The organism is Kitasatospora sp. NPDC058406, from assembly GCF_042722765.1.
In the GTDB taxonomy this organism is placed as follows: Bacteria; Actinomycetota; Actinomycetes; order Streptomycetales; family Streptomycetaceae; genus Kitasatospora.
This window is the reverse complement of sequence record NZ_JBHXKE010000007.1, coordinates 18717-38465: the sequence shown is the minus strand read 5'-3', so window position 1 is coordinate 38465 and position 19749 is coordinate 18717. Positions and strand designations below refer to the sequence as shown.

Sequence of the window (19749 nt, the reverse complement as noted above, 5' to 3'; positions counted from 1 at the left end):
CGCGGTTCCAGCCCCCGCGGCGGTGGGCCGCGGGTTCCGGCGGGGCCCCGCCCTCGGGCGCACCCCCCCGGCGGGGCGGGTGGTTCCCCTCCGCCCCGCCGGAGAACCACCGTCCGCGGCGGAATTCGGCGGAACGGCGGAATCAGCAGAGTCGGCAGGGTCGGCGGAAGGCCGAAGGCCGAATTCGGGGCGAAGAAAAGGGCAAGGGGAGAAATCCGCTCCTTGCCACTCTCAACCTATAGCCCATCAGAGGGCTTGCGGCAAGGCCCCCGTACCGGCCCACAATCTCCGATCGAAGCCGGAACTGCGACTCCGGACCTGCGAGAACTGGAGACGGAAATGCGCGCGCTGTTGTCTGCCTACGATTCACGCGGGGGCGTCGAGCCGCTGGTGGCCCTCGCGGTACGCCTGCGGGAGTTCGGTGCGGAGGTCACGGTGTGCGCACCGCCGGACGACGAGTTCGCGAAGCGGCTGGCCGGGATCGGCGTCGAGCTGGTGCCGACGGGCCGGTCGGTGCGGGAGCTGGTGACCGGGCGGACGCCGCCCTCGCCGGGCGGCGTGCCCCGGCGCGCCGCCGAGATGGTCGCCGCGTTCCACGCGAACGTCACCGCGGCGGCGGCCGGGGGGTGCGACGTCCTGGTGGCGACCGGCCTCGTCCCGGCCGTGGCCGGGGTGAAGTCGGTGGCCGAGAAGCTGGGCATCCGCTACGTGTACGCGAGTTACCAGCCGGTGAGCCTGCCCTCGCCGCACCACCCGCCGATCCCCCGGCCGGGCCGGCCGCTCCCGCCGGACGTGACCGACAACCGGGTGCTGTGGGACCGGGACGCCCGGGACGCGCAGGAGGTGTTCGGCGAGGCGATCAACTCCCACCGGGTCTCGGTCGGCCTGCCGCCGGTGGACGACGTCCGTGACCACGTCTTCACCGACCGGCCCTGGCTGGCCACGGACCCGGTGCTGGCGCCCTGGGAGCAGCCGGCGGACCTCGACGTGGTGCAGACCGGCGCGTGGGTCCTGCCGGACCTGCGCCCGCTGCCCGCCGACCTGGCGGCGTTCCTGGACGCCGGGGCTCCGCCGGTCTACGTGGGCTTCGGCAGCATCCCCCTGCCCGACCCGGCGGGCGTCGCCCGGGCGTGCGTCGAGGCGGTCCGTGCGCAGGGCCGCCGGGCCGTCCTCTCCCGTGGCTGGGCCGACCTGGCCCTGGTCGACGACCGGGACGACTGCTTCGTCGTGGGCGAGGTCAACCACCAGGCGCTGTTCCGCCGGTCGGCCGCCGTCGTGCACCACGGCGGCGCGGGCACCACGACGACGGCCACCTGGTCCGGCGCGCCCCAGGTCGTGGTGCCCCAGGGGGCGGACCAGCCGTACTTCGCGAGCCGGGTGACCGGCCTGGGCATCGGCGCCGCCCACGACGGCCCGACCCCGACCGCCGCCTCGCTGTCCGCCGCGCTGGCGATCGCGCTGGCCCCGGAGACCCGCGAGCGGGCGACCGCCGTCGCCGGCGCCTTCCGCACCGACGGGGCGGCGGTGGCCGCGGGGCTCCTGCTCGACACGGCCGGCTGAGGACGACCGGCGGCGGGGGCCGGGTCGGCGGGGCGCCCGGGGAGCACCGCAACCGGGGCCACGCCTGGTTCCGCGCCGGCGACGGCCGGGTCGTGCACGCCTGGGACGCGGTCAGGGTCGAGGACCACCTGGCCGTCGACGAGGTGGCCGTCCCGCCCGGCCGGGAGCCGCCCTCCTGCCTGGGCCGGGTCCCGGTGCAGCGCGTCTTCGAGGGCCACCGGTCGCGGGACCGGACCCCCGAGGGCGGCCCGGAGACGGCGGCGGTCCGCGCGCAGAACACCCGGTTCGGCACCCCGTAGCAGTCGGTGACCGAGGTCCTCCCGCTCCCCGTCGTCCGACGGACGGGGAGCGGGAGGGCCTCGGCGAGACGTGCGCGGCCCGGCCTGCCTCAGCCGGCGCCCGGGCCCGCGTCGCCCGGCCCGGCCGCGGCGGCCCGGGAGCCGGGGGTGCGGAAGGCGGCGATCTCCTCGGTCAGGGCCCCGGTCACCGCGCCCGGTCGGGTGGCCAGGTAGAAGTGGCCCCCGGGGAAGCTCCGGAGCCGGAACCCCCCGTCGGTGAGCTCGGACCAGCGCTCCGCCTCCGCCCGGGTCACCTGGGGGTCGGCGTCCCCGGTGAACACGGTGACCGGGCAGCGCAGCGCCGGTCCGGCCTGGTGGGCGTAGGTCTCGACGGCCGTGTAGTCGGCCCGCAGGCTCGGCAGGATCATCCGCTGGATGTCCTCGTCCTGGAGCAGCGCGGAGTCGGTGCCGTTCAGCCGCTGGATCTCGGCGAGGATGCCCGCGTCGTCGCGCAGGTGCACGGTCTCCTCGCGCGCGGTCGTCGGGGAGCGGCGGCCCGAGGCGACCAGGCCCAGCAGCCGGACGGAGGACTCCTTCTCCAGGCGCCGGGCCGTCTCGTACGCGAGGACGGCGCCCATGCTGTGCCCGAAGAACACCACCGGGCGCTCGGTCCGGGGGCTCAGTACCTCGCAGATGCCCTCGACGAGTCCGCCGATGCTGTCGAGGCACGGTTCGGACCTGCGGTCCTGCCGGCCGGGGTACTGCAGGGACAGCACCTCGATGTCCGGGGAGAGCGCGGCGGACAGCGGCTGGAAGTAGCTTGCGGAACCGCCGGCGTGCGGGAACGCGACCAGGGTGAGGCCGGCCCCGGGGGCCGGGTGGTACTGCCTGAGCCAGAGTCGGCTCAGCTCCAGGAGGTCGGGCATGCGGTGGGTCCGTTTCTCGTGGTTCGGGTCGTACCCGGGGGACGGGGCGGGATCACGCTCCGGGCAGTCTGTCGGTAGAGCATCAGGTCCGTAAAGCAGATCATCCGGTGTCGGACGGTCAGGCCCGGCCGCGTGGCGGACCCGGTCCCGGTCGGCGGCCGACAGCAGGACCCGGGCCGGCCCGCCCTCGCGGACCACCACGCCACCGGCGCTCGACGTCGGAACGCCGAGCGCCGCGCCACCTTGGCCTGCCGCCGGGCCTCCTCGACCGGCACGGCACCCTGCCGGTGGCCGACGAGGATCCCCGCCCGACCCGGCCGACCCGGCCGGCCGTTCGGCCCGGCCCAACTCCCCGGGCCGGTCACCGGATGCGCCCGGTTCCCCGGGCCCCGCCGGCAGGACGTCCGGGAAGAGCCGTACGGCTGCGTGCCGGAGCAGGACCTCCGTCCGCAGCAGCGCCGGGACGTCCGCGTCGGGCCCGGCCGTCGTCGCCGGCCCGGCCGCCCGGACGGTCCGAACGGCCCGGTCCAGGGTGAATCGTCAGCCTTTCGGAGCCGCCCGGTCAGCCGACTGTGCCCACCCGTACCGCCACCGGCGGTCCGCCGAGAAGCCCTGCCCGGGCGGGGAGCCGCCGCCGGACGGCGGTCCCGCGCACGGCCGCCGCCCCGCCGACGGAAGGCCGCCGGCCCCTGCGCCGGCCCCTGCGACAGGGCGCCCGAGGGTGCGAAACCGCCGGTCCGGACCCGGCTGCGGGCGGAAGGCGGTTGATTGCCGGTCGAGATCCGGTCGCCGGTCCCGGGCAGGGTTCATCCGGTTCCCCGGCAGGCCATGATGTGGACGCCACGAGGCGCACGGATGACGGAGTCGGATCATGACGCTTGGTCAGAATGACCATCCAGGAGACGAGTTGACGAGTACCGGCGGTCTCGCCGGGGTCCGGTCCTGGGCTCTGGACGCGACGGGGCGGGCCGAGGCCCTGCTGCTGCCCGACCCGTCCGGGCCGCCCCGGCTGCGGCTGGACGACCCGGTGGCCCACGACCGGCTGATCGACGAACTCGACCGGCTGGAGGGGCTGCTGGCACCGGACGAGCCGGCCGGGCCGGTCCTGGCGGCACGGCTCGGCGGGCTGCTCGCGCAACGTCACCTGCGCGGGGGCGGGGCACCCGCCGACCGCCCCCACGCGCTGCGGCTGCTGCGCGAGGCACGGGCCCACCAGGTGCCGCTCACCGGCTGGGAGGCCCACCGGGCCGCGCTGTACCTCGTCATGCTGGTGATCCCCCACCCGGCCGGCCGGCCCGACGGCGGCACGGGACACTTCTCCGCCCTGATCGGCTGGCAACGGGACAACCCCGGAGCCTTCGACCCGCGCGGGCCGGAGGTCACCGAGCTGCGGGGACTCCTGGACGACCTGCGCGACGTCCGGCTGATGCCTGAGCTGCGCGCGCAGTTGGACACCATGACCACGGTCCTCGGGCTGGCCCAGGGCGACACCGCCGACTTCGCCGCCGGTGTCGGGCCGCTGGTGGAGTCGCTGCCGGCGGACTTCCCCGGCCTCCAGCAGCTGCGCATGCTGATGAGTCTCATCCCGACCGTCCCGGCCCCGACCGCACCGACCCCGGCCGGACCGCTCGCCGAACCGACGCCCTCGGCCCCGGCGCCCGTTGCCCCGCCGCCCGCCGAGCCGTCACGGCCCCGGGTGCCGATCGACACGGAGGCCGAACGCGAGGAGTTCGACCGGACCATGGCGATGACGCTCGCCATGGTGGAGATGTCGATGCCGGGCTCCCTCGCACCGGAGCAGCTCACCGAGCTGGCGCAGCAGCTCCGGCCCGGCCGCGCCCACGGCACCGGCGACCCCGCGGACGCGGCGCAGGACGCGCTGGCCTACGCCATGACCGTCCTGGTCCCCGCCCTGCAGCAGCGGGACCAGGGCCTGCTCTCCGACGCCCTCGGCTCGCTGCAACGGGCCGCCGACGGCCTGCCGCCCGGCAGCGACTGGCAGCAGCTGCTCGGCGCCATCGGCCCCGCCGTCCTGTCCGCCTCGCAGTACCTCGGCGGGAACCTGGTCGACGCCGAGGCGGCGGAGCGGCAGCTCACCGAGGTGCTGGGGCGACTCGGCGATCTGCCGCTCTCGTTCACGGCCCAGGTACGGGCCCTCGCGGCGGGCCAGCGGAGCCGCCGGTTCCAGCGCGCCGAGGACCGGGCGGGCGTCGCGTCCTGCATCGAGGAGCTCCGCGCCGTGCGGGAGGGCCTGTCCGGGGAGGACAGCGCGCTGGGAATCACGTTGCTGATGCTCGGATCGTCCTACCAGGACCTCTGGACGCTGACCCGCGACACGGAGACCCTGCGGACCGGAGCGCAGCTCATGGAGGAGGGCGCGCGCCTCCTGGACACCGGGCCGGGCAACGGCGGCCTGCTGGAGCCGCTGCGGGTCAACCTCTCGGCGATCCGCGCCGTGGTCGACGGCGACCCAGGGCTCATCCGCGCCCACCCGGGGCCGGAGTCGTCCGAGCATCCGCCCAGTCTGCTCAACGGTCGCGGACGGCGCCTGCCGCTCGACGCGTTCGTCAGCCACCTCCAGGCCGAACTCACCCGCTCCCGCGCCGACCAGGACCGTGCCGTCGAGGAGCTGGCGGCGGCCTGCCGCGACGCAGCGGACGGCGGCACCTGGCAGCACGCCGACCTCCTCTGGGCCCTGGCCGAGGCCCATCGCCGGCGCGGCGACGCCGGGGCGGGCGATCAGGCGTCCGCGGCGCAGGCCATGGTGGAGTCCTTCGAGGTCCTGACCGCCGACGTCCTGCTGGAGGTCGGCGCCGAGCACCGGCTGATGAAGGCCCGGGACGGGGCCTCGCGCGCCCTGGACGCGGCCTGGTGGGCCGGCTCCCAGGGGCAGGTCGAACGGGCGGTGACCATGCTGGAACTCGGCCGGTCGATGGTGCTGCAGGCGGCCGCCGCCTCGGCCGAGGTGCCCGAACTGCTGGCGGCGCGCGGCCACCGCGAGCTGGCGGACGCCTGGCGGCAGGCCGAGTCGGCGCAGGGCGGCGGCGCCGCGCAGCCGGTCCCGAGCCTGTTGCGGCGGCGGGCCCTGGACGCGCTCCGGGGCGGGCCGGGGTTGTTCGAGCCGCCGACCCCGGCGGAGCTGTCCGCCGGGCTGCGGCCGGGCGAGACCGACGCCCTGGTGTACCTGCTGCCGGGCGCGGAGGGGACGCCCGGCATGGCGGTCATCCTGGGGCCGGACCTCGAACCCGGGGTGCTCGCCCTGCCCCAGCTCGCCCTGGCCGGCCGCGCGCCGCTGGAGTCCTTCCTCGACGTGTCCGCGGAGCGCTCGCGGCTGCGCCGTGCGGCCGCCCGGGCCGCCGAGACCGGCGCGACCGGCGAGGCGGACGCCGCCGCCCGGGCGCTCGACGCGCCCTGGGAGAAGGCCCTGACGGACCTGTGCGACTGGGCCTGGCCGGCCGTCGTCGGCCCGGTCCTCCTCGGCATCGCCGAGCGCCTGGAGGCCAACCCCGGCCGCCACCGGGGCCGCCCCGGGCCGCCCCGGTTCGTGCTGATCCCCTGCGGCAACCTCGGCGCCGTGCCCTGGCACGCCGCCAGGCTGCCCGAGGACGCCCGGCACCGCTACGCGTGCGAGATCATGGTGCTGTCGTACGCGGCCTCGGGCCGGGAGTTCCTGCGGGCGGCGGCCCGCGAACGGATCGCCCCCGGCGCCCGTCCGGTGCTGGTGGCCGACCCCCGGATGGACCTGACCCGGGCCGAGCTGGAGGTCCTCGCACTCCGCGACGGCTACTACCCGGATGCCGAACTCTACGGTGAGTACTACCAGTTGGACGGCGATCCGGCGGGCCTCGGGACCCCGGAGGACGTGCTCGCGCTGCTCCCCGGCGCGGGCGCCCCCCGGCCGCTCTCGCTGCTGCACATCGCCTCGCACGGTTCGGCGGGCGTCCGCCCGACGGTGTCCGCGCTCAACCTCGCCCCACCCGACCCGGCGCAGCCGCGCTCCCTCTCCACGCCGCCGTCCGACCCGTCCGACCCGTCCACGAACGGGCCGACCGACGCCCCCGACGCCGGGATGCTCACCGTGACCAGGCTGCTGGACCGGCCGGCCGCGACCGGCGCCGTCCGGGCCGGCCCGCTGGTGGTGCTGAGCGCCTGTGAGACAGACCTCTCCACCCGCGACCACGACGAGGCGCTGACCCTCGCCACGGCCTTCCTGGCGGCCGGCGCGAAGGACGTCGTCGGTTCGCGGTGGACCACCCGGGACGGCGCGTCCGCGCTGATGATGGCGGTCTTCCACCACCACGTGGCGGTCACCGGACTCAGCCCGGCCGACGCGCTGCGCGCGGCCCAGCTCTGGATGCTGGACCCGCGCCGCGAGCCGCCCGAGAGCCTCGGCGGGGAGCTGCGCCGTGAAGCCGCGCATCCCCACCTCGACCGGCTGCCGCTCTGGGCGGCCTTCATCCACCAGGGCCACCCGGGGGCCGCGGACCCGCCGCCGAACGCGACGGACGCACCCGACCCGACCGGCACGACCGGCACGACCGGCACGACGACGGAACCGGAGGGGACGGAATGAACCCGGAGGAGCTGCTGGCGCTGATCCGCCGGCACTGGGCCGCGATACGGGCCGACCTGGACGACACCCAACACGGCGTGCTGGTGGCCCGGTTGAACAAGCTCGCCGGAACGCGGGGTGACGAGCGGGCCATCAGGAGGGCCTTCCACGGGGTCAAGCTCGCGCTGCTGCCGCTCCCGCTGGACCACCCGGTGCGCGCGGCGCTGGACTCCTCCCGGCTGGTCGCCGCCGATCCCCGGCCCACCGCCTCGCTGGCCCGGGAGCTGCTGGCCTGGCTGGCGGAGACCGACGCCGCGTCCGCGTTCACGGAGTCCGCCCTCGGTCTCCCCTCACCCGACTCCGGCCCCGACTCCGACTCCGGCCCCGGCCCCGGCCCCGGCCCCGGCCGTGATCACGGTCCCGTCCACGGACCCCCTCCGCACGCCGCGCCGCACGCTGCTCCGGACACCGCCGAGATCATCGCCACGGCGCAGCGCCGCCTGCTCGCCGAGCCCTCGCTCGGCCGCGCCGACCTGGACGCGCGCGGCCTGGACGCGCCCGCACTGGCCGGTGCCGGTCTGATCATCCGCCTGATCGACCAGGCGGGCGAACACCGCTACCCCGCCTTCCAGTTCGCCGGACCGGCCCCCGGCGCGGAGCCCGGCACCGGCCGCGGCCCGCTGCCGGTCGTCACGCGGATCAACCGGCTGCTGCTCGCCGAGGCGGACCCCTGGGGAGCTGCCGACTGGTGGCTCGCCGGCAACAGCTGGCTGGGAGGCACACCGGCCGCCCTGCTCGGACTGGTCTCGGACGAGCTGCTCACCACGGCCGCCCTGTCCATGGTGGAGGGGGACTGATGCCCGCGTACCCCCCGCCCCGGGAGTCCGACGGCTTCCGGATGCGCCCGAACCTGCGGACCCTGCCGGCCGGCACCGAGCTCTGGCGCTGCCACCGGACGGGGCGTCCCGGTGCCGGGTTCAACCCGGTGCCGGCCGACTCCCACTTCGGCGGCAGCCGCTTCGACGGCACCGTGGCCGACCCCTACTCCTTCCTGTACGCCGCGCCCGAGCCGGCCACCGCGCTGGCCGAGGTGCTGCTGCGCGCGATGCCCTTCGACGCGGACACCGGGATGCGGCTGGTCCCCTACCGGGCCGTCGCACAGCGCTCGCTGACCGCGCTGCACACCACCGCCGACCTGTGCCTCGTCGAACTGATCACCGAGGAGGACCTCGCCGCCGTCTGCCAGGACTCCTGGCTCCTGGAGACCGAGGGCCCCGGGTACGCCCAGACGCGGCGCTGGGCCACGGAGCTGCGGTCGCGGGTGCCGGAGGCCCAGGGGCTGGTCTGGCAGTCCCGGCGGCACCGGCCCCGGCAGGCCCTGGTGCTGTTCGGCGACCGCTGCGGCGAGGAGTCGCTGAAGGGCGGCTCCGGGGTTACCCGTGAACTGGACACCACGGACGGGGTGACGGAGGTGAACCGGCTGTTCGCCCCGCTGCGGGCCGCGGTCGTACCGCCCCGGCCGCGCACCGGGGGCCTCGTCGACGCCGCCGGCCTCCACCGCGCCGTCAACGCCGTCGACGCCGTCACCACCGCGAACGGCGGCGGCCCGAACGGCGGCGCGCCCGGCGCCCGCGGTGCCTCGCGCGGCCCCGGGGCGGCGGAGGCGGTGGGCGCGCCATGACGACGGCCACCGGGGCGACGGGCACCCGGATCGGGTTCGGGAGCGGCTGGGACGAACGTCAGCCGGTCATCGTCCTGCTGGACACCTCCGCCTCCATGAACCGCCCCGCGCACGACCCGCCGATCGCGAGCCTCAACCGGGCCCTCACCCGTGGTTTCGACGCCGTCCGGGACCGGGACCGCCTGCGGTCCCGGGTGGAGGTCTGCCTGGTCGCGTTCGACTCGCGGGTGCGGGTCTTCGACATCGCGGCGGGTGCCTTCCGCCCGCCGGAGGAGGCCGACCGCGAGGCGCTGTTCGGCCCGCTGGACGGGCTGCGACCGCCCGAGCTGACCGCCGGGGGCTACACCTGCATGGTTCCCGCCCTGCGGTTCGCCCTCGACCTGGCCCGCCGGCGCCACCGCGACCTCTCGGCCCGGCAGGTGCCGGTGGTCCGGCCGCTGATCTGGCTGCTCACCGACGGCGCGCCGAGCGACGAGGCCGGGGCGAGGCTGGGCGCGGCGGAGATCGCGGCCACCGCCGAACAGCTGCGGCAGGCGGAGCACGACGACGAGTGCGTACTCTTCGTGATCGGGGTGAGGGGGGCCGACCGGGAGGTGCTGGAGGTCCTCGCACCGCAGGCGACCCACCTGCTGGAGGACCTGGACTTCGGCCGGATCCTGGACATCGTGTTCCAGAGCTCGGACCGCACCGGCCACCTCAGGGCCACGGAGATCTCCGACCGGCTCAGGACCCACGCCGAGAACGCCCGCACCCTCGACAGCCTGGAAGGGGACCACCGGTGACCGCCGCGGCCCGGCGGGCGGCAGCCGGCGGCGGCGCGCCGATCGTGGCGGGCGCCGTGGTGCAGGGCACCGGGCACCTGGCGAGCGGACGCGGCTGCCAGGACGCGTTCAAGGCGGCGGCCGGGCACGGCGGCGACGGGCCCGCGACGACGGGGGGCCGGCCGCTCGTGCTGGCCGTCGCGGACGGCGCGGGCAGCCGCGACCGCAGCGCGCTCGGGGCGCACCTCGCGGTGGACGCGGCCTGCCGGCTGCTCGCGACCGACGTACCGCCCGCCGACGGCGACGCGGCGGTCTGGCGGGGCTGGATCGGCGAGCGCTCGGTGGCCGTGGTGGACGCGTACCTGCGGGCGGTGCGGGCCGTCCTCGCCGCCGACCACCCGGACCCCGCGGACGACGCGGACACGGTGGGTGCCGCGGGCACGGTGGACTCAGCGCAGGCGGACGAGGGTGCGCTGGCCGCGACCCTGGTGGCGGCCGTGCTCCGGCCCCCGTGGGTGGCCTTCCTCGCCCTCGGCGACTGCTTCGCCACCGTCCTCACCCGCACCCGGCCCGGCGACGACGGCAACGGCGACCGGGGCCACGGCGGCCACGGCGAACGCTGCCGTCTGGTGCTGCCGCCGCGTACCCCGGCGGTCTTCCTCTCCACGCCCGGGGCCCGCGCGAGCGTCACCACCCTCGTCCTGCGGGAGCCCGACCTCAGCGGCGTCGTCCTGGCCACGGACGGCTGCGCGCCGCTCGCCCTGGACCACCCCTCGGTGCTCGGCCTCCCCGACGACCACGGCCCGCTCGCCGCACCGGACTTCTTCGGCCCGCTGGCCGCCCTGCTGCGCGCCAACGGCGGCGACGCCGAGCCGCTGCGAGCCCTGCTCTCCGGCCCGGCGGCGGCCCGCAGCGGCGACGACCTGACGGTGCTCTGCGCCCTGCGTCCGGACGGTGCCCGATGGCTCTGAAGGTGATGGCCGACGACGGCCGGCAGTGGTGGCTGACCGAACGGATCGGCCAGGGCGGCGAGGGCGTGGTCTACGCCGTGGACGACTCCCCCGCGCTGGTCGCCAAGCTCGTGCCGCGCCCGCCCGACCCCTCCGCGTACCGGGACCGGATCGAGCGGCTGGTACGGCGGCGGCGCGAGCCCCGCACCGTCCGGCTGCTCGCCGGCGCCGGCGGCGGGGTGGCCTGGCCCCGGGTCCCGGTCACCACGGCGCGCGGCGGGGTGCACGGCTATCTGATGGGCGATCTGCGCGGCCGGTACCGGCCGATGGAGGACCTGCTGTCGGAGTCCGGCCGTCGGACCCGGCTGCCGGACTCCACCTGGGAGACCGCCCTGCGGGCGGCGGCCGGACTGGCGGCGCTGCTGGCCGCCGTGCACGCGGAGGAGTACCTCGTCGGCGACCTCAAGCCGGACAACCTCTGGGTGGACGGGCACGGCGCGGTCGGGATGGCGGACGTCGACTCCTGGCAGTTCACGGACGGCGGGCGGGTGTTCGCCTGCCGGATGCGCACGGCCGGGTACACGGCGCCGGAGGCGGTGGCGGCCCCGGTGACCGCCCCGACCCGGGCGGGCGACGACTTCGTCCTGGCCGTCGTCGTGCACCAGTTGCTGATGGCCGGACTGCACCCGTTCGCCGGGCACCCCGGGCGGGGCGAACGGTACGTCTCGCTGGACGACAACCTGGCGCACGGACGCTGCCGGCTGACGGACCACCGGTCCGTCGCGTTGCGGGGGCCGCTGCCCCCGGCCGACCTGCTGCCCGGCCGGATCGCCGCGCTCCTGCGCGCCGCCTTCGGCCCCGCCGGGCGGGGCAGCCCCGGCAGCCGTCCGGCGGCGGCGGTCTGGGCCGCGGCCCTGGGCGCAGAGCTGGCGGACGGCAGGCTGCGCGGCTGCGCCGGGAACAGCCGCCACGTGTTCACGGTGGAGCGGCCGTGGTGTCCGTGGTGCGACCTGGCACGGCGCGGCGGCGAGGCGTACCCGGGCGCACCCGCCGGGGCGGCGCCGGACCGGCGGGCGTCCCGGGCGGCCAGGGCGGCGGACACCACGGGGAGGACCACATGACCGGGGCGGACCTGCGGCTGTCGGTGGCGCGCACCCTCGACCGGTGCTCCGTTCTGGGGCCGGGCCGCCGGGCGGTGCTGTGGGTGCAGGGCTGCCCGCTGCGCTGCCGGGGCTGCGTCGCGGCGGAGACGCTGCCGTTCACCGACGGGCCGGGCCTACCGGTGACCGAACTGGTCGACCGGATGGCCGGGTTGGCCGGGATCGAGGGGATCACGATCTCCGGCGGCGAGCCGTTCGCCCAGGCCGCGGCGCTGGTCGCGCTCCTCGACGGGCTGCGGGCGAAGCGGCCTGAGCTGTCCGCGATGGCGTACTCCGGCTTCCGCATCGAGACCCTGCGACGCGGCACCCCGGCGCAGCGGGACCTGCTGGACCGGCTCGACCTGCTCGTCGACGGCCCGTACGTGGCGTCGCTCCACGCGGACCTGCGCTGGCGGGGGTCGTCCAACCAGCGTCTGCACCGGCTGTCGCCGCGCTACGCGGACCTGCCGGCGGATCCCGACACCGGTGCCGGGATCGAGTTCTCCGTCGGGCTCGACGGGTCGCTCTCCTGGGCCGGGGTGCCGGCGGTGCCGGGCTTCCGCGAGGAGCTGGAGCGGCGCGTGGAGGCCCGGGGCTTCGCCCTGCGCACCACGGCGGACCCACCGGACCGACCGGAACCACCGGACCGGCACGGCCGCCCGGACCCGCACGACCCGGGCCCGCACCGGCCGGGGCGGCCGGTCGGGGCCCCGAGCACCGAGGTCCCCCGGCACGGGGGCCGGCACACCGAAGGAGGGGGACAGTGAGCGGATCACCGATGTACAGCAGCGTCTCGGTCGGCGCCTCGCGGCTCGCCGCCGAGGCCGCGCAGCGGCGGCGGCAGGCCGAACGGCGCCGCCGGCTGGAGCAGGAGCGGGCCCGCGAGCGGGCGCGGCGCGCGGCGGCCAGGGCCAGGAGCCACGCCGAGGCGGAACGCCGCGCCGCCGCCAGGGCCAGGGCCCGTGCCGAGGCCGAGCGCCGCGAGCGGGAGCGCGTGGCGCAGGCCCTGGCGGAGGCCGAGCGCCGGACCGACGAGCGGCGACGGCTCCAGGAGGCCGAGCGGGCCGGGCAGGTGACGGCCGCACTGCGCGAGCAGGGGACGGCGGCGGCCCGCGGCCTGGACGAGGTGGCGGCCCTGCTGGACGCGGCGCGGTCGGCGGCCGACCCCCGCACCGTGAGCGAGCTGACCGGCCGGCTGGCCGACCTGCGGTCGCGCGCACTGCATCACCCGGACGCCGCGCTCGGTGCGGAGGTCGAGGAGCTGCGCGGCCGGGCCGTCGCGCTGCGACCGGCCAGCCAGGACCACGGCCGGCCCGCCGAGGCCGGCCACGAGTACCAGCTCGGCGCGCTGGAACGGCAGTTCACCATGCTCGCGGCGAACGGCGCGGACGTCGACGCGGCCGGCCGGCGCCGGTGCGCCGAGCTGCTGCACGACCTGCGCCGCGCTCTGATGGACGGTCAGACCCTGCGGGTGGAGGCGCTGATGGGCACGGCCGAGCACGAACTGGCCCGCCACGCGCTCGCCGTGCAGACCGCGCGGACCGCCGCCCTCGCCGAGGCCGCGAGCCGACAGGCGGACGAGCGGCACCGCAGGGCACAGGAACTCGCCGCCGAACGGCGGCGGGAGGCACAGCGGCGGGCCGCCGAACTGCAGCGCGAGGCGAAGGAGCAGACCGCCCGGCGGATCCGGGTGGAGGCCGAACGGCAGGCGGCGAGACTCGCCGCCGAGCTGGCGGAGGCGGTCGACCGGCTCGCCGTCGTCGAGCAGACCGCACGCGACGCCGCGCGGGACGCCGCCGACTTCGGGGAGACCGAGCTGCAGGGCAGGCTCCTCGCCGCCGTGCACCGGGTGGCCGGCGCGATCGACTCCTCGTGGGGCGGGGCCGCGCTGACCGCCGTCGCGGAGCTGGAGCGGCTGCTGCCCGAGGCGGAGGCCCGGCTGGACGAACTGCTGCTGGCGTTCGAGCGGCGCGCCGCGCTGGCAGGGGTGCTGAAGGAGGCGATGGCCGGCGAGGGGCTGGCGTTCTCCGGCGGTGGCGACCTGGGGCAGGAGTTCGTGCTGATCTTCGAGCGGCCGAACGGCGCCCGGTACGAGACGAGCGTCAGCAGCGCCACCGACGGCACCGCCGTGCTCAGCTACACGGTGGAGGGCGAGTCGGACGTCGTCGTGGTGCCCGAGCGCGGCGAGGTGACCTGCGACCGGACCGAGGCGCTGCTGGACCGGGTGCACGAGGCGATGGGCGAGGAGGGCTACCACCCGGGCGAGCTGGACTGGGACGGCAAGCCGCCGCGCGGCGGCGTCGCGCGGCCGGGCGGCGGTGCGTCGGCCCGCCCCTTCGGCACCAACCACAGCTCGCACCGCGGCACCTCGCGCAACGGGGCGAACGGCACCACGGGCGGCACCACGGGCGGCACCGCGTGAACGCCCGCGAGGAGGCCGGGGCCGACCGGACCGGCAGCCGGAGCGTGGCCCGGGAGGAGGCGCCGCTCTGGGCGGCCGCGCTGCGCTGGGAGCTCTGGCGCGGCCGTCAGGTGATCCTCACCGGGCAGGTCAGGGACCGCTGGTGGTGGCGGGGCAGGCCGGTCCCGTTCCGCACCGTACTGGCCCACGCCCTGCACGGCTGCGGCGCCGACACGGTGGCCTGGTGGGACCCGGTGGGTGGCCTCGCCTTCCCGCTCGACGGCGATCAGGAGCGTTACGCCGCACTGGACCAGCGGCCGTCCGAGAGGACGTCCGCCGCACGGCCCGTCACAGGGGAGCGGGCCGCGCACCCCGTCCCGGAGGCCACCCGGCCTCCGGGACGGGCCCCCGGGGGCGCCGACGACCCGGCGCGGGTCCCGGCCCCGGGCGGGGACCTCGCCGAGGAGAACCCGACCCGGCGCGGCGGGCTCCGCCAGGTGGCCTCGGACGAACTGTTCACCGCCCGGCCGGCCCGCCGGCTGGCCTCGGTGGACGACGCACTGGCCGAGGCCCACCGCCGGGCGGCCTCCCCCCGGGCTGCCACCGCCTTCGTGTTCGAGGACATCGACCTCGCCCTGCCGCTGAACGAGGCCTCGTCCCTCCAGGGCTACCTGCACCTGCGCGCCGCCATGGCGGACGCCGCCACCCCGCTGCCCCCCGCCGTCGGCGGCGACGGCGCCGACCCGCACACGGACCGCGCCGGCGCCGAGGTGCCGCCGCGCGCCCGCAACGCCGTGGTCGCCGTCGTCGGTGACCTCTCCCGCGTGCCCGCCTGGCTGTACCGGGAGGACCCGCGCACGGTGGTCCTGCACATCGGTCCGCCCGACCAGGCGGAGCGCCGCCGCTGGTTCGCCATGATCGGCGGGGAGTTCAACGGCGGTGCGGACGCCGGCCCGGCGGAGTTCGAGGCGCTGGTCGGGGCCACCGACGGCATGGCGGGCTGGGAGCTGGACGCGCTCGCCAGGACCTCGCACATCCGCCGCGTCCCGGTCCACCAACCCGGCCGGCTGCTGGAACGCCACCGCATCAACCTCAACGTCGACCCCTGGAGCCAGATCGACCGCCGCACCGTCGCCGAGGCGGCCGGGGAACTCGGCGCCCGGGTGATCGGGCAGCGGACCGCCGTCGACGCGGTGGTGGGCGCCCTCCAGGCGGCCTACGTCGGCGTCGGCTTCGGCGGCTCGGGGGCGGCCCGGCCCCGTGGTTCGTTCTTCTTCGTCGGCCCGACCGGCGTCGGCAAGACCGAACTCGCCAAGTCGGTGGCCCAGCTGATCTTCGGTGACCCGAGCGCCTACGCGCGCTTCGACATGAGCGAGTACCAGCAGGAGCACGCGGCCGAGCGGCTGGCCGGGGCGCCGCCCGGCTTCATCGGCTACGACCAGGGCGGCGAACTCACCCGGCGGGTACGGGAGCGGCCGTTCAGCGTGCTGCTCTTCGACGAGATCGAGAAGGCCCACCCGGCGGTGCTGGACAAGTTCCTGCAGATCCTGGAGGACGGCCGGCTCACGGACGGGCAGGGCCGGACGGCGTACTTCTCCCAGAGTCTGATCATCTTCACCTCCAACACCGGCGCGGGCGGGCTCCCGGCCCTGCTGGCCGAGCACGGCGGCGACCTGCCGTACGAGGTGCTCCACCGCCACTTCACCGCCGCGGTCGAGGAGAAGTTCCGGGCGATCGGCCGCCCCGAGATCTACGGCCGGCTCAAGCCCGGCGTGGTGGTCTTCGACATGCTGCGCACCGAGCACGTGGTCGGCATCGCGGACCGGCTGCTCGGCCAGCTCGCCGAATCGCTGCACGAACGCCACGGCGTGGAGCTGGTCCACGACCCGGCGAGCATCCGGCCCTGGATCACCGGGCGGATGGCCGACCCCGAGCGGCAGGCCTACGGCGGGCGGCAGATCCGCAACGAGTTCGAGCCCGTGCTGGGCGCCGTGGTCCGGCACGTCATCGGGCACGCGCCGCCGAGGGGGAGCCGGATCCGGCTGGGCATCGCCGAGGACGGCACGGTGTGCGTGACACCCGACGCCGTCAAGGGCGCGGACGGGGGGACGGGCTGATGCACGGCATCGACCTGGGCGACAGCTACGCCCGCATCGCCTGGCCGGGCCCCGACGGGGTCCCGGTGGTCACCGGCGCCACCGACGTCCCGGCCACCGTCGACGTCACCGGGCCGGACGGCCCCCGGCTCGTGAGGGCGGCCGGTGCCGGATCGGCCCGCGCCCCGCTCTTCGCGGCCACCCACGACCCGTTCGCCGCGGGCCCGTTCGGCACCGACCCGTTCGCCGCGGGCCCGCGGGGAGGTCCGGACGGCCCGCACCGCTCCGGGGCCTCGGGCGCCCTCCGCCCGGAGGCACTCACCGCCCTCGTCCTGTCCGCCCTCGCCCGGCGCAGCCGGGAGTGCGGCGGCGGCGAGCCGGCGGAGGTGGCGCTCGCGCTGCCCCCCGCCGGAGGCAGCGAACCGGCCATGCGGCGGGCCGCCGAACACGCCGGGCTGCGGGTCGGCCGGGTGCTGCCGGAGCCGGTGGCCACGGCCCTGCACTACGGCGCGGTCCGCGAGGGCGTCGGCCTCTCCGTCCTGGTGTACGACCAGGGCGCCACCGGCTCCGACCTGACGCTGCTGGCCGTCGACGGCGACCGCACCGTCCGCGTCCTGGAGACGGTCTCGCACCCGCTCGGCGGCGACCACTGGGACGAGGCCGTCGCCGGGGAGCTGCTGCGCCGGCTCGGCTCCCCCGGCGGGCCGGTCGGGCCGCTGCTCCCGGTCGCCGAGCGGCTCCGGCTCGCGCTCGGCGAGGCGCCGGAAGCGTGGCAGCGGGTGCACTGGGAGGGCGCGGACCGCGAGGTCGCCCTCGACCGGGAGACCCTGGCCCGGCTGGTCGAACCGCTGCGCGAGGCGAGCGGCGCGGTGGTCGGGAGGCTGCTGGACACCGTCCAGGAGCGCGGCGGGGACGTCCCGGGCACCCTGCTGCTGGCCGGTGGTCTGAGCGCGACGCCGGGGGCGGCCGGGTGGTTCGAGGAGCGGTTCGGGCTCACCGTCCGTGCCCGGACGCCGGGGGCCGCGGTGGCGAGCGGGCTCGCGCTGACCGGGGAGTTCGGCCTGCTCCGGGTGTTCACCGGTGACCCGGCCGCCCGGCCGCGACCCGGCGGCCACGACCCCGACCCCTACGACCGGAGCGGCGCGAACGACCGGAGCGGCGGGTACGGCGGGTACGGCGGGGGGCCGGGGGAACCGGCGGCCCGGCCCAGGGTGGAGGACCCGTACCCGGGGAAGCCGGGCCCCGAGGAGGCCCCGGTCGGGGACGACCGGGCCGGCGCGCCCGGGGCACCGTCCGGGGTGCGGACCGCTCCTCCCCCGGACTACGGCCGTCCCGGCGCCGACCCCGCGTCCGGTCCGGACGAGCCGGTGCCGCAGCCCCGGACGTCCCGGACACCCGAGCCGGACGGGACGGACAGGACGGACATGACGGACTGGACGGACAGCCCGTACGACGCGGACGGACCGTACGACGCGGACGGACCCGAGGAACCGCCTCGGCCGCCCGGCCCCGCCCCCACCGCCCCCACCGCTTCGACCACTCCGACCGCCGCCGAGACCGCCGAGACCGCCGGGGTCACCGGGGCCACCGGCCGGGCCCTCCATCCCGTCCCGGTCGGCCGGCTGCGCGCCACCCGCCGGGACGACCACCTCCTGATCGTCTGGGCCTGGCCCCCCGACGGCCGTGAGGCCCGCGTGCGCTGGACACTGGACCTCCCCGACCCCGGCGGCCTCCCCCTGGCCGGGGACGTCCGCTGCGGACGCCGGTCCTACCAGCACGACGGCGGCCTCGACCTGCGGGTGGGGCGCGGCGCCGTCACCGTCACCGTGGAGGCGTTCACCCCCCACCCCGCCGACCCGCTCGCCGAGCCGTCGGCGCTGATCCTGCCCGCCCGGCCGCCGCTGGTCCGCTACGAGGCGGTGGTCAGGCGCGGTCTGCGCGGCCGGACCGCCCGGCTGACCTTCGTCACGGACACCGCCTGCGAACTGCCCGCCCTCCAGGTGGTGCACGGTCGCGGCCGGATCTGCCCCGCCGAGGCCACCGACGGGACGGTGCTGCGCGAACTGCCCGCCCGCCGGCTGGACGCGCGGATCCCGTTCACCGTCGAACTGCCCTTCCCCGCCACCCGGGGCACCTCCTGGCTGGTCTGCCTGCCGCTCACCCGGGACGACCCGGCCGCCGAGCTGCGTCCGGCCTCCCTGCACCGACTGAAGGTGAGCTGAATGGCCGCCGGACTGGCCTGCCCCTACTGCTACGAGTCCTTCACCGCCCGCGAGATCTGGTTCCGGTGCAGCGGCCGGCCCGGCCGGACCGGCCGGCGCTGCGCCTTCGAGCGCGACCCGGTGCTCGCCGAACGAACCGGCCGGCGCGGCGACGTCGGCCCGGCGTTCCGGGCCGACGGGCGGAAGTCCTCCGCCGTCTGCCCGGGCTGCGAGGGCGACACGACCTACCGGATCTGCCCGGTCTGCCGCAGCACCCTGCCGGTCCAGTTCGGCGCGGTCGGCCACCGGCTGATCGCCATGGTCGGCGCCAAGGCCTCCGGCAAGACGGTCTACATGACGGTGCTGCTGCACGAACTGATGAACCGGGTCGGCGCCGGGCTCGGGACGGCACTGATGGCCTCGGACGACGCGACGATCCGCCGGTTCGGCAGCGACTACGAGGAGCAGCTGTACCGGCACGGCCGGCTGTTCCACGGCACACGGACCGCCGCGGCCAACGACGGGCGGGTGGAGCCGCTGGTGTTCCGGTTCAGCCGCAGCCGCGGACGGCTGTACCGGTCCCGGCCGCAGCACAGCGTGCTGTCCTTCTTCGACACCGCGGGCGAGGACTTCAACTCGCGGGAGAACGTCGAACTGAACACCCGCTACCTGGCCAGTGCCGACGGCGTCATCCTGGTCCTCGACCCGTTGCAGATGCCCGGAGCGCGCCCGCTGGCCCGGCCCGGCACCGTGTTGCCGGGGTCCGAGGGGGTCGACGAGCCGGTCAACGTGCTCAGCCGGGTGACGAACATGCTGATGGCCCGCCAGCAGGGCTCCTCCGGGCGGATCACCACCCCGCTCGCGGTGGTCTTCGCCAAGCTCGACGCCTTCTGGGACACCTTCGATCCCGGCAGCCCGCTGCGCAGCCACCCGCCGGCCGGGGACCGCTTCGACACGGCCGACAGCCTGGACGTCCACGAGGAGGTCCGCCGGCTGCTCAGGGAGTGGGAGGGCGTGCGGATCGACCAGGACCTGGAGAACCACTACCGGCGCTACCGCTACTTCGGGGTCTCCGCGCTGGGCGCCGGACCGACCCCGGACGCGCTGGTGGCGCCCACCGGCATCCAGCCCTACCGGGTCGCCGACCCGCTGCTGTGGCTGCTCAGCGAGTTCGGGGCCGTGCCCCGCCGGGGGCGGGGGTGAC

Annotated in this window: 14 protein-coding genes; 13 read left to right on the top strand and 1 reads right to left on the bottom strand. The window is 77.0% G+C overall.

Annotation, left to right across the window (positions count from 1 at the left end):
• Positions 1-339: 339 nt before the first annotated feature.
• Both ACFWOG_RS02875 and ACFWOG_RS02870 read left to right on the top strand, forming a co-directional pair.
• Positions 340-1560 carry a glycosyltransferase gene (locus ACFWOG_RS02875; protein ID WP_380354069.1) on the top strand — a complete coding sequence of 407 codons (1221 nt, stop codon included), beginning with the start codon at positions 340-342 and terminating at the stop codon, positions 1558-1560.
• Positions 1561-1652: 92 nt separating this feature from the next.
• Positions 1653-1859, top strand: a complete 207-nt coding sequence (locus tag ACFWOG_RS02870; RefSeq protein WP_380354067.1) for a hypothetical protein — start codon at positions 1653-1655, stop codon at positions 1857-1859.
• Between the two features lie 89 nt (positions 1860-1948).
• On the opposite strand, the gene ACFWOG_RS02865 is transcribed toward ACFWOG_RS02870, so the two are convergent.
• Positions 1949-2764, bottom strand: coding sequence for a thioesterase II family protein (locus tag ACFWOG_RS02865; RefSeq protein WP_380354064.1), 816 nt, complete (start codon positions 2762-2764; stop codon positions 1949-1951).
• 907 nt (positions 2765-3671) lie between these two features.
• On the opposite strand from ACFWOG_RS02865, the gene ACFWOG_RS02860 reads away from it, so the two are divergent.
• Genes ACFWOG_RS02860 through ACFWOG_RS02810 form a run of 11 tightly spaced genes read left to right on the top strand, consistent with a single transcriptional unit; the run spans position 3672 to position 19748 of the window.
• Complete coding sequence (locus ACFWOG_RS02860) at positions 3672-7337, top strand: CHAT domain-containing protein (RefSeq protein WP_380354062.1); 3666 nt, start codon at positions 3672-3674, stop codon at positions 7335-7337.
• A complete protein-coding gene (locus ACFWOG_RS02855; RefSeq protein ID WP_380354059.1) occupies positions 7334-8173 on the top strand; it encodes a hypothetical protein in 840 nt (279 codons plus the stop codon). The genes ACFWOG_RS02860 and ACFWOG_RS02855 overlap by 4 nt, the downstream gene beginning before the upstream one ends.
• Positions 8173-8997, top strand: a complete 825-nt coding sequence (locus ACFWOG_RS02850) for an RES family NAD+ phosphorylase (RefSeq protein WP_380354056.1) — start codon at positions 8173-8175, stop codon at positions 8995-8997. Before ACFWOG_RS02855 ends, ACFWOG_RS02850 begins: the two co-directional genes overlap by 1 nt.
• Positions 8994-9779, top strand: coding sequence for a VWA domain-containing protein (locus ACFWOG_RS02845; protein WP_380354053.1), 786 nt, complete (start codon positions 8994-8996; stop codon positions 9777-9779). The genes ACFWOG_RS02850 and ACFWOG_RS02845 overlap by 4 nt, the downstream gene beginning before the upstream one ends.
• On the top strand, positions 9776-10729 hold the full coding sequence (locus tag ACFWOG_RS02840; RefSeq protein ID WP_380354050.1) for a protein phosphatase 2C domain-containing protein: 954 nt from the start codon (positions 9776-9778) through the stop codon (positions 10727-10729). Before ACFWOG_RS02845 ends, ACFWOG_RS02840 begins: the two co-directional genes overlap by 4 nt.
• Positions 10720-11829: a hypothetical protein gene (locus ACFWOG_RS02835; protein WP_329951335.1), complete on the top strand. Its 1110-nt coding sequence runs from the start codon at positions 10720-10722 to the stop codon at positions 11827-11829. The genes ACFWOG_RS02840 and ACFWOG_RS02835 overlap by 10 nt, the downstream gene beginning before the upstream one ends.
• The gene (locus tag ACFWOG_RS02830; RefSeq protein ID WP_380354047.1) at positions 11826-12614 is read left to right on the top strand and encodes a 4Fe-4S single cluster domain-containing protein; all 789 of its coding nucleotides are present in this window, start codon (positions 11826-11828) and stop codon (positions 12612-12614) included. The genes ACFWOG_RS02835 and ACFWOG_RS02830 overlap by 4 nt, the downstream gene beginning before the upstream one ends.
• Positions 12611-14269: a hypothetical protein gene (locus ACFWOG_RS02825; RefSeq protein ID WP_380354044.1), complete on the top strand. Its 1659-nt coding sequence runs from the start codon at positions 12611-12613 to the stop codon at positions 14267-14269. The genes ACFWOG_RS02830 and ACFWOG_RS02825 overlap by 4 nt, the downstream gene beginning before the upstream one ends.
• A complete protein-coding gene (locus ACFWOG_RS02820; protein WP_380354042.1) occupies positions 14266-16365 on the top strand; it encodes an AAA family ATPase in 2100 nt (699 codons plus the stop codon). The genes ACFWOG_RS02825 and ACFWOG_RS02820 overlap by 4 nt, the downstream gene beginning before the upstream one ends.
• On the top strand, positions 16365-18566 hold the full coding sequence (locus ACFWOG_RS02815) for an Hsp70 family protein (protein ID WP_380354040.1): 2202 nt from the start codon (positions 16365-16367) through the stop codon (positions 18564-18566). The genes ACFWOG_RS02820 and ACFWOG_RS02815 overlap by 1 nt, the downstream gene beginning before the upstream one ends.
• Positions 18567-19748 (top strand): hypothetical protein, encoded by a 1182-nt coding sequence (locus ACFWOG_RS02810; RefSeq protein ID WP_380354037.1) that lies wholly within the window; start codon positions 18567-18569, stop codon positions 19746-19748. It begins immediately after the preceding gene.
• Position 19749 lies beyond the last annotated feature (1 nt).